Raw genomic sequence first — 10213 nt, forward strand, 5'->3', positions numbered from 1 at the left:
AAATATGACGGGTATTAGTCTCGTTCAATAGCGAGCGCCACCCCCTGACCACCACCAATACACAGCGTTGCCAGTCCTTTGTGCGCCCGACGCTTCACCATTTCATGTACCAGTGAAACCAGAATTCGGCAGCCAGATGCGCCAATCGGATGGCCGAGAGCAATGGCTCCGCCGTTCACATTTACCCGCCGTTCATCCCACTCCAGCATTTTCCCTACGGATAATGCCTGCGCGGCGAAGGCTTCATTAGCTTCGATAAGATCAACATCAGCCAGTTGCCAGCCCACACGCTCAAGGCAGCGGCGCGTTGCATACACTGGCGCAATCCCCATGAGCGCGGGATCGACCCCGACGCTGGCAAAGGCGCGAATACGGGCCAACACAGGTAAGTTCAGTTCCTGCGCCTTGGCCTCACTCATCATCATCACCGCAGCGGCGCCATCGTTGATGGATGACGCGTTACCCGCCGTTACCGAACCGAGTCTGTCAAAGGTAGGATCCAGACGCGCCAGCCCCTCGGCGCTGGCATCGGTACGCGGTTGTTCGTCGGTGTCCACCACGAACGATTGCCCGTTACGCAGCGTTACCACCGGCACGATTTCATCTTTAAAACGTCCGGCATCAATTGCCATCCGCGCTTTGTGCTGCGAGTGCAGCGCGTAGGCATCCTGCAATTCTCGGCTGATTCCGTATTCTCGCGCCAGGTTTTCCGCGGTAACGCCCATGTGATAATCGTTGAAGGCATCCCACAGACCGTCATGTACCAGGCTGTCGACCAGTTGGCTGTTCCCTAGCTGTGCGCCAGTGCGGCTATCGGTAAGGACATGCGGTGCACGGCTCATATTCTCTTGTCCGCCCGCAATCACAATGTCGGCTTCGCCACACTGGATAGCCTGGGTCGCCAGATGCAGCGCTTTCAGACCCGAGCCACAGACATCGTTAATGGTGATGGCGGAAACGGTATTGGGTAGCCCACCATTGATGGCAGACTGACGCGCAGGGTTCTGCCCGGCACCTGCGGTAAGCACCTGTCCGAGGATCACTTCATCCACAGCGTGAACGTCCACGCCCGTGCGTTCCAGTAACGCCTTGACCACCATGCTGCCTAACTCAACGGCAGAGTGGCGCGCCAGCGTCCCCTGGAAGCAGCCAATCGGTGTCCTTAATGCCCCGACGATCACAACCTCTTTCATCACTACCTCAGCGCAAAATAACACCGCAATAGTAGATGATTGTTAAAAATAGTTATCAAGGTTGTTTAAAAACGGTGATTTTTATCACAAAGGAAATTCGTATCACTTATTGGTCATCTGAACGCCACTCTGCTGCAAATGGTCACGCAACCAGCTTCCTGCCACACCAGGCGGTGATTTCTTATTCCACAACAGATCGATAGAGATAGCCTTTGGCCAGCCGGGCAGTTGTAATTGAACCAGTGGTTTTTCTGCCGCAAACTCCTCCACCAACGCACAAGGGAGCGCGCACCAGCCAAATCCCTGAACAGCCATACTTAGCAATAACAGGTAGTTAGGAGCAGACCAGACGGGGCCGCGCGCCACGTTGGTGCCGCTTTCCAGATAGGTATTCAGACGCAGCTCGCGCCAGGTGTGTAGTTGCTCCCACTGCAGTTTTTCTTGAGCCGCGAGCGGATGCGACGCTGCAACGTATAATCCCATCCAGGTTTGCATCGGCAGACGCGTAACACCCATGTCGGTCGGGTAATCCTCCCGCGCTTCGATCAACCCCACCTGTGCGCGTCCTTTTTGCAGCAGATCGATCACGTCTTCATCTTCGCCAATCAGGCATTCAAACTCGGTATGGGGAAACTTGCGATCAAACTGCACCATCAACTCTTCCAGCACATCCGGATGCAGCGTGTCCGAAAGCACGAAGGTCAGACGCGCTTCAGTTTCACCCGACAGCGAGATCGCCGCCTCATCGAGACGTTCGCTGGCCGTCAAAATTGCCTGCACATAGCCCAGCACCCGCTTACCTTCTTCGGTTAGCGTCGGCTGGCGGGATGAGCGGTCAAACAGTGCAAAACCAAGATCGGCTTCCAGATGCGCAATGGCCGTACTGATAGTGGACTGGCTTTTACGCAGCCGCCGGGCCGCCGCAGAAAATGAACCGCAGGAAACGGTCTCCACAAATGCCGTTAATGCTTCAGGAGAGTAACGCATGAACTATCTACTTTATCGATGGGAACTATCTTTTAGATATCACATAAAACGATAAAATTGCCACCATTCCGTTATCCGGGCATCAATGAAGGTTTTAGGTTATGCAACACGATACTGTCCAACGCCGCTCGTTAGTGGAGCGTATTTTTCATGCCGTCTGCTTTGAAGGCATTGCCACCGCTGTTCTCGCACCAACCACCGCATGGTTGATGCAGCGCTCGGTGCTGGAAATGGGCGGACTGACCATTCTTCTCGCCACTACAGCGATGATCTGGAATATCATTTATAACGCCCTGTTTGACCGTTTGTGGCCGTCGCACCTGGTAAAACGTACGGCGAAAGTGCGAGCATTTCACGCCTTAGGTTTTGAGAGCGGTTTTATTGTGATCGGGGTGAGCATCGTGGCGTATGTGCTGAACGTCAGCCTGCTTCAGGCATTCACGCTGGAAATAGGTTTCTTCCTGTTCTTCCTGCCGTACACCATGTTCTATAACTGGGCTTATGACACGTTACGCGAGCGCGTTATGAAGCGCCGCCAGCAGCGCGTTACTGCCTGATAATTAAAATAATAGTCGGAATCTTCTCGGTTCCGGCTATTGTCCCATTCACTCGCCCGCTTGTTCACATCTCCCCCAGCCCCTGCCATTTGTGGTAAATTGCGCTTCTTTTTGTTTATTTTATAGTTGATACGTTCAAATAATGTCGAAATTTTGGTCAAAAGAAGAGACTCTCTGGAGCTTCGCACTATATGGGACTGCCGTCGGCGCAGGAACCCTCTTCCTCCCCATACAGCTGGGTTCTGCAGGCGCGGTGGTATTGTTTATCACCGCTCTCGTCGCCTGGCCTTTAACCTACTGGCCGCACAAGGCGCTATGCCAGTTTATCCTGTCCTCAAAAACGTCGGCTGGTGAAGGGATCACTGGCGCGGTTACGCACTACTACGGCAAGAAAATTGGCAGCCTGATCACCACCCTCTATTTTATTGCCTTCTTTGTGGTGGTGCTGATCTACGCCGTGGCGATAACCAATTCACTCACAGAACAGCTGGCAAAACATATCACTATCGATCTACGGATCCGCATGCTGGTCAGCCTTGGCGTGGTGCTGGTGCTGAACCTGATTTTTCTGATGGGCCGACAAGCCACTATTCGGGTCATGGGCTTTTTGGTGTTCCCGCTGATCGCGTACTTTTTGTTCCTTTCGCTCTACCTGACCGGAAGCTGGCAGCCAACGCTACTCACCGGCCAGATGTCTTTCGATCAGCACACGCTTCATCAGGTTTGGATATCTATTCCCGTGATGGTTTTCGCTTTTAGCCATACGCCAATTATCTCTACGTTCGCCATCGACAGACGAGAGAAATACGGCGAGCAGGCCATGGGTAAATGCAAAAAAATCATGAAGGTAGCCTACGTCATCATCTGCCTGAGCGTACTGTTTTTCGTCTTCAGCTGTTTGCTTTCGATTCCGACAAACTATATCGAAGACGCGAAAAATGAAGGCGTGACGATTCTTTCCGCGCTGTCGATGATGCCAAACGCGCCGGCATGGCTGTCGATTTCCGGGATCATCGTTGCCGTCGTAGCGATGTCAAAATCGTTCCTCGGCACCTACTTTGGCGTGATTGAAGGGGCAACGGAGGTAGTAAAAACGTCGTTGCATCAGGTGGGTGTGAAGAAAAGCCGGGCCTTTAACCGCGCTCTGTCCATCATGCTGGTCTCGGCTATCACGTTTATCATTTGCTGCATTAATCCTAATGCCATTTCAATGATTTACGCGATAAGCGGCCCGCTGATTGCCATGATTCTGTTTATCATGCCGACATTATCTACCTATCTGATCCCGGCGCTGAAACCGTACCGTTCAGTGGGTAATCTGATCACCCTGATTGTCGGTCTGCTGTGCGTATCTGTGATGTTTTTTGGCTAGAACGTGTTGTTTAACGGCTAAAGCATCAACCTGTGTTGGCGGAAGTAATGAACATGCTATCTCAGAGAAGGGTTCCGTTCACCTCATGTTCATCGTTTCTCTGAAGCACCGATTCCTGTGAACGTGCAAGGGAGGCTCACCGCCGCCTCCCTTGCAACCCAGGCTCCCGGCGGGAAAATCGTCGCTACGCGATTCATTCGTCTTATGCCGTCTGCCTGCCGGGTCGGGGCCGAGCCTGCGTCCATGCAGGCCGTCCCCTCTGTCCGCATCCCTGCGGACAGCCCCGGTCAGACGTCAACTCCTCATCGATTTTCAGCCGGACCCGAGTCATCGCTTCAACGCTCTGATTTCCAGTTAAATCTGTTTTGCTGTTCAGACCAAAAACGCAGATGGTGAGGTGTGGGCTGGTCCGGCTGAAAATTGCCGACGTGTTTCCGTAAGCCCGGGAGAGCCAGCATGGATGCTGGCTCAGGGCGCGCTTTGCAGGGAAGCTACCTCGCGCCCGCCCCGGTAGCCTGGAGGAATAAGCGGAGGGGACCGCGGAGCGGCAATTTTCCCGCCGGGAGCCGGGATTGTAAAGGGCGTGGCGAAGAACGCCCTTTACACGTTCACGGGTATCGATGCTTCAGAAAAATAACACTGCTGAGGTGAACGGAACCCTGAGAAAGAATCACATGTTCACCCTACATGCTTAACTGGACGGTATTGAACGTGGATGAGCCGTTAAACTGACTTATTTGATGTACGAATCCAGCACTTTCAGGACCACATCCAAATCCTCTTCGCGCTTAATTTCATCGCCCTGATGCACAATGTGCTCGGTCAGATGACCTTTAATCACTTCACGCATTAATCCATTTACCGCCCCGCGGATTGCCGCTATTTGCTGCAATACCGCCGCACATTCATGCGGTTCATCCAGCATGGTTTTCAACGCCGCTACTTGCCCCTGAATCTTGCTGGTTCGGGCTTTCAGCTTTTGTTTGTCGCGGATCGTATGTGACATAACTTTACCTTTTTAACGTCTGGCTGTAGGGACAATACCATCGACATTCTACTGGGGGGTAGTATTTGATACTGGGGGGGAGTAGAATCAGACGAAACTAAACAACTAAGAATCATTCTCATGGGTGAGTTTTCTACGCTTCTTCAGCAAGGCAACGCCTGGTTTTTCATTCCCAGCGCGATTCTACTGGGTGTGTTACACGGCCTGGAGCCGGGGCATTCCAAGACGATGATGGCGGCCTTTATTATTGCCATTAAGGGGACCATCAAACAGGCGGTGATGCTGGGGCTGGCAGCAACGCTGTCGCATACCGCCGTAGTTTGGTTGATTGCGCTCGGTGGCATGTATATCAGCAAAGCGTTTACCGCCCAGGCCGTTGAGCCCTGGCTGCAATTTATCTCGGCGATAATTATTCTCGGGACCGCATTCTGGATGTTCTGGCGAACCTGGCAGGGAGAGCAGAACTGGCTGGCCCAGACGCATCACGACCACGATCACGGGCATCACCACCACCATGATCATGACGACCATCATCATGACCACGATGACGATCATCACCATCACCATCACCATCACGAACACAAACACGAGCATAATCACGACCATGCCGCACTGGCAGGACTCACCGAAGGCTCGAAAGAGTATCAGGATGCCCACGAACGGGCGCATGCCACCGATATTCAGCGCCGCTTTGCGGGCAAAGAGGTCACCAACGGCCAAATATTATTGTTCGGTCTGACCGGCGGGCTTATCCCGTGTCCAGCCGCCATTACGGTGCTGCTGATTTGCATCCAGCTCAAAGCCTTCACGCTGGGTGCCACCATGGTGCTGTGCTTTAGCCTCGGGCTGGCACTGACGCTGGTAACGGTGGGCGTGGGAGCGGCAATCAGCGTGCAGCAGGCGGCCAAACGCTGGAGCGGATTTAACACGATTGCACGCAAAGCACCCTATTTTTCCTGTGTGCTCATTGCTATGGTCGGCTTATATATGGGGATTCACGGCTATATGGGGATCGTCGGTTAACACTAAGAGAGCGCAGCAGCGATTGCCGCTGCGCGTAAAACCAGGCTAGCTTTCGACATTGCCCCACACCAGTTGCCCTTTATGGAAGGTCGCGGTGCGTGGAGAAATTCGCGCGACCGCTTCCGCCGAACAGGAGGCATCCACCAGAACAAAGCTGGCTTCATCCTGCGCTTTCGGCCAAACGCGCTCACCTTTTTCGTTAAGCGGCAACACATCGCCGGTGGCGAGGAACAACGCCCGCGACAGGTTGAGTTCGTTGGGGCGAATATAGAGCTGCGCGTACAGATTTGCCTTTTCCAGCATGTCGCCCAGCCCGTACGGCGACCAGTGATCAATTACGCTGTCGGTTCCGGTAATCACTTCCACGCCTTTATCGCGCAGCTGCTTGAGCGGCATGTGCAAGGTACCGATCGGCACCGTCGAGGCAATGGTAATCTGCTGCGTCGCCATGCGGCCCGCCAACGTGTCTACCTGCTGTTCGTTCAACGTTGCCAGTGCAAACGCGTGGCTGATGGTCAGTTTGCCCTTTAACTGCGGCGTTTTCTCCACCGTTTCCACCATGTAATTCACCGCCGCCACGCCTGCCGGACTGGTTTCATGCAGATGGATATCTACGCCTTTATCGTAATCCAGCGCAATCTGGAACATGGTGTCGAGGGATTTTTCCATCGCCCCATCCACGCTGGTTGGGTCCAGACCGCCGACATAATGCGCTCCCGCCTGCATCGCTTCACGCATCAGCGGTTCAGATTTTGATAACAGCAGGCCGTGCTGCGGAAACGCCACAATTTCACAGGCAAAACCCGGTTGGCGACGCGCCAGTACCGCCTGCAGGTTTTCGAGATTTTTCAGCCCGGAAACCGGTTCTATGTTGCAGTGGCTGCGGGCGATCGAGGTGCCTTTTGACTGCAGCAGATCGATCAGCTTTTCCGCGCGCTCCTGCGTATAAGGCTGGAGTTCAGGCAGCAGCTTTTGTTCCAGGCGGATCATATCCTGAATAGTGGTGCCAGCCGGACGGTTCAGCGAACGCCAGGGACCGCCGTAAAAGGTTTTATCCAGATGGATGTGCATGTCGCGCATGGCGGGCAGCATCAGCTTTCCACCCGCATCGTAGTGCGGCAGCGTCGCATCCGGATGCTGCTTATTCCCACGCAGCGCAACAATTTTCCCGTCCTGGATTTCAACGGTTTGCAGCGCGGTACGGGTATGCACCACCACCGAGTTTTCGTAATCAAAGCCCGCTTCCAGCAGGACGTTATCCAGGTAATAGTGTTTATCGTTAATCGTCATTGTACTCTTCGACCCGCAGGTGTTCCCGACAGGATTAGCAGCATACGCGACCGGAGCGACCGCGCCAAACAGCGCGGCAGCGGTCACCATTTTTCCGCTCTGGCTTAAAAATTCACGGCGGCTGTTACTTTCCTTCATTCACGTCTCCTCTCAGGAATGGACAATATGGGTGCCCGTTTCGCCGCGCAGTGCGGCAGGCAGGCATTCCGGCGTGGTGATGATTACTCGTTTACCGCCACGCTCCAGAAACGCCAGGCTGGCAACGATCTTGGGTAACATGCTGCCAGGCGGGAAATGTCCCTCCTGCATGTAACGGGTCATCGTTGCAACATCCACCGTATCCAGCGCCTGCTGGTTGGGTTTGCCAAAATGGATACAAACCTGCTCGACGCCGGTGGTGATCACCAGAATGTCGGCGCGGATCTCCTGTGCCAACAGCGCCGTGGAGAGATCTTTATCAATCACCGCGTCCACGCTCTGGTAATCCCCTTGATCGCTACGCACCACCGGGATCCCACCGCCGCCCGCGCCAATCACCACAAAGCCTTGCTGGGTCAGCGTTTTGATCGCCTCCGCCTCGACAATGCGCTTCGGTTGTGGAGAGGCGACTACCCGACGGTAGCCGCGCCCCGAATCCTCAACAAAGCGCCAGCCCGGATTGACCCGCAGCAGTTCATCACGCTGCGCTTCGCTAAAGAACGCCCCGATGGGCTTGGTCGGATTAGCGAAGCCCGGATCGTTTTTGTCGACCTCCACTTGCGTTACTACCGTAACTGCCTTCTGCTCACCGCGCCGCGCCAGGCGGTTATTCAGCGCCTGTTGGATCAGATAACCGATACCGCCCTGCGTATCGGCAACGCAGTTTGCCAGCGGGGTAAGCGGCAGCCCTTCACGCTCGTGCGCGATTTCCGCACGCCGCAGATCCAGCCCTACCTGTGGCCCGTTACCGTGCGTCAGCACAATGTTGTAGTCCGATGCCAGCATCTCCAGCACCGTATCCGCTACCGCTTTCACCGCTTCAGCCTGGTGTTCAATCGACTGGCTGGCGTTATCTTTGATAATGCTGTTGCCGCCAATGGCAACGACCACAAGTTCTTTCATAGTATTATCTTCCGCTTGCAGGCAATTCAGGTCGTTTTCGTCGGTTCCTGCTCAGGCGCAGTCACCGCTTCACGGCTATCCAGAACATGCTTAAGGACAAACATTCCGCTCATCATGAGGTAGGCCACAACAAACATCATCGAGCTGCCTTCCGCAAAGCCAACCGCCGGGGAGTGAATCACGCCAAACAGCGATAGCAGCGCGCCAAAGGCTGCGGCAATCGCCCCTCGCAGCGGCTTATTCATAATGGCGAAGATAGCGACGCAGCCCCACAGCATGCTGGCCAGCGGCGCGCCGCTTCCCAGATGCACCAGTCCGTCGTAATAGACACCTTTGCTGTGCAGCAAGTCGCTACCCAGTTTCCCCGCGGATGTTCCGGCAGCGCCCATCACGCTGTTGACGATGGTCAATGCCCAGTTGGCAATCCACGGGAAAAGACAGATGAAGATGACGGGAACCTCGACTTTGGGCGTTTCTCGCACCACCTGGTTGGCGGTCACCACGCCGATAAACACCAGAATCGGCACTATCGCGGTCATCGGAATAATGGCGAGCATAAACGCCCCCAGCCCAAACAGCGGCACCAGGAACATGGTGATGCCTGAAGCGAGGGTATAGCCGATGCTGGCACCCATCGCTTTCCAGCCCGCATGCCCAACATATACGGTCACCGGGAACGGGTTACCCAGCATGCAGCCGAGCATGGAAGCAAAGCCGTTCGCCATCATGACCTTACGGGTGTTGTACTCATCGCCCGCCGCGTGCGCACTTTCAATGTTCTCAAGGTCAAAAATATAGTTCGCCAGGCCCAAAGGAACTGCAGAAGCCAGATACGGTAGTGCGTGCGGTAAACCTTGCAGGAAGCTGTCGACATGAATTTCCGGCGGGTTGAAGCCAAAGGAAGACATCGACGCTTTAATGGCTTCCGGGCTTTGTAAACCGGAGATCCATGCCAGGGCCGTACCGGCAATCAGCAGCAGCAAACCGGTAGGAATACGAGCAAAAATCGGCTTCTTACCGAACCAGTTAATGAAGATCAGCAACAGGACGATGAAAGAGACGGTCGGCGCTTCGAATGCCTGCAGCATCGGGTTCATCGCCAGCAGCAACAGCCCCAGGCCGGACAGACAAGAAAGCAGTACCGTACGTGGGATCATCTTGCGGATGGTCTCGCCCAGGAAGGAGCCACCCACCAGGATCAACGCTTCGACAAAGCACCACACCAGGGCTATCTGGATAGCGAAGTTGGCATCTTTGGTTTGCTGATAAACCGGCATCAGCACCAGGAAGGTCACGGTGAAGATTGACGGTGCACTTGGTCCGGACGGCAGCGCCGTTACGTCGTTACGCCCGGTGTGCTTTGCCATCTGCAGGCCAAACCAGGCGTAGCAGACGCTGGCCACCAGCACCGCCAGACCAAAGGCAGGCGCAATGCGACCATAGACAATTTCGGTAGGGATCCCGACGACAAAAATGAGTAGTCCCATCATTGTCAGCAGGTTAGTCAGGTTGTTGGTCATCAGCCCAAAGTAAGCCGCCCAGTCACCACGTTTCCATTCTAGTTTTATGCTGTTCATGGAATATCCTTAACAGGTTAAGCATCGTTTGCGATCGCGGAGATCGCCCAGCCCTGCAGGTAAGCAACGTTTTTCGCTTCGCTACTGTGGGGCTAACCGCGTTAGCC

At 54.7% G+C, this 10213-nt stretch carries 9 protein-coding genes; 3 read left to right on the top strand and 6 right to left on the bottom strand.

Annotated elements, in window-relative coordinates:
- Positions 1–14 precede the first annotated feature (14 nt).
- Both OGY37_RS01425 and OGY37_RS01430 read right to left on the bottom strand, forming a co-directional pair.
- On the bottom strand, positions 15–1193 hold the full coding sequence (locus tag OGY37_RS01425; protein WP_003825576.1) for an acetyl-CoA C-acetyltransferase: 1179 nt from the start codon (positions 1191–1193) through the stop codon (positions 15–17).
- Positions 1194–1295: 102 nt separating this feature from the next.
- Positions 1296–2180 carry a LysR family transcriptional regulator gene (locus OGY37_RS01430; protein WP_003825574.1) on the bottom strand — a complete coding sequence of 295 codons (885 nt, stop codon included), beginning with the start codon at positions 2178–2180 and terminating at the stop codon, positions 1296–1298.
- Between the two features lie 101 nt (positions 2181–2281).
- On the opposite strand from OGY37_RS01430, the gene OGY37_RS01435 reads away from it, so the two are divergent.
- Entirely contained in the window at positions 2282–2737 is a 456-nt protein-coding gene (locus OGY37_RS01435) for a multidrug/biocide efflux PACE transporter (RefSeq protein ID WP_003846445.1), read from the top strand.
- Between the two features lie 142 nt (positions 2738–2879).
- Positions 2880–4109 carry an amino acid permease gene (locus OGY37_RS01440; protein WP_008785724.1) on the top strand — a complete coding sequence of 410 codons (1230 nt, stop codon included), beginning with the start codon at positions 2880–2882 and terminating at the stop codon, positions 4107–4109.
- Positions 4110–4842: 733 nt separating this feature from the next.
- On the opposite strand, the gene rcnR is transcribed toward OGY37_RS01440, so the two are convergent.
- Positions 4843–5115, bottom strand: coding sequence for a Ni(II)/Co(II)-binding transcriptional repressor RcnR (gene rcnR, locus OGY37_RS01445; RefSeq protein ID WP_003825567.1), 273 nt, complete (start codon positions 5113–5115; stop codon positions 4843–4845).
- A 120-nt stretch (positions 5116–5235) separates the two neighbouring features.
- Here rcnR and OGY37_RS01450 point away from each other — a divergent pair, with 120 nt between their 5' ends.
- Positions 5236–6138 carry a nickel/cobalt efflux protein RcnA gene (locus tag OGY37_RS01450; protein WP_286619863.1) on the top strand — a complete coding sequence of 301 codons (903 nt, stop codon included), beginning with the start codon at positions 5236–5238 and terminating at the stop codon, positions 6136–6138.
- Between the two features lie 45 nt (positions 6139–6183).
- Here OGY37_RS01450 and OGY37_RS01455 read toward each other — a convergent pair whose 3' ends face one another.
- From OGY37_RS01455 to OGY37_RS01465, 3 genes are read right to left on the bottom strand one after another with little or no spacing between them, the layout of a single operon-like run.
- On the bottom strand, positions 6184–7566 hold the full coding sequence (locus tag OGY37_RS01455; RefSeq protein ID WP_286619866.1) for an amidohydrolase family protein: 1383 nt from the start codon (positions 7564–7566) through the stop codon (positions 6184–6186).
- A gap of 12 nt (positions 7567–7578) precedes the next feature.
- Complete coding sequence (locus tag OGY37_RS01460) at positions 7579–8529, bottom strand: carbamate kinase family protein (protein WP_286619868.1); 951 nt, start codon at positions 8527–8529, stop codon at positions 7579–7581.
- 26 nt (positions 8530–8555) lie between these two features.
- Positions 8556–10106 (bottom strand): hypothetical protein, encoded by a 1551-nt coding sequence (locus tag OGY37_RS01465; protein WP_003825560.1) that lies wholly within the window; start codon positions 10104–10106, stop codon positions 8556–8558.
- Positions 10107–10213 lie beyond the last annotated feature (107 nt).

Origin of the sequence: Citrobacter sp. Cpo030, from assembly GCF_030333005.1 — a bacterium.
GTDB classification, from domain to species: domain Bacteria; phylum Pseudomonadota; class Gammaproteobacteria; order Enterobacterales; family Enterobacteriaceae; genus Citrobacter; species Citrobacter portucalensis.

Coding starts and splice junctions, on each gene's coding strand:
- OGY37_RS01425 (WP_003825576.1), bottom strand. CDS start 1,193: ATGAAAGAGGTTGTGATCGTCGGGGCATTAAGGACACCGATTGGCTGC.
- OGY37_RS01430 (WP_003825574.1), bottom strand. CDS start 2,180: ATGCGTTACTCTCCTGAAGCATTAACGGCATTTGTGGAGACCGTTTCC.
- OGY37_RS01435 (WP_003846445.1), top strand. CDS start 2,282: ATGCAACACGATACTGTCCAACGCCGCTCGTTAGTGGAGCGTATTTTT.
- OGY37_RS01440 (WP_008785724.1), top strand. CDS start 2,880: ATGTCGAAATTTTGGTCAAAAGAAGAGACTCTCTGGAGCTTCGCACTA.
- rcnR (WP_003825567.1), bottom strand. CDS start 5,115: ATGTCACATACGATCCGCGACAAACAAAAGCTGAAAGCCCGAACCAGC.
- OGY37_RS01450 (WP_286619863.1), top strand. CDS start 5,236: ATGGGTGAGTTTTCTACGCTTCTTCAGCAAGGCAACGCCTGGTTTTTC.
- OGY37_RS01455 (WP_286619866.1), bottom strand. CDS start 7,566: ATGAAGGAAAGTAACAGCCGCCGTGAATTTTTAAGCCAGAGCGGAAAA.
- OGY37_RS01460 (WP_286619868.1), bottom strand. CDS start 8,529: ATGAAAGAACTTGTGGTCGTTGCCATTGGCGGCAACAGCATTATCAAA.
- OGY37_RS01465 (WP_003825560.1), bottom strand. CDS start 10,106: ATGAACAGCATAAAACTAGAATGGAAACGTGGTGACTGGGCGGCTTAC.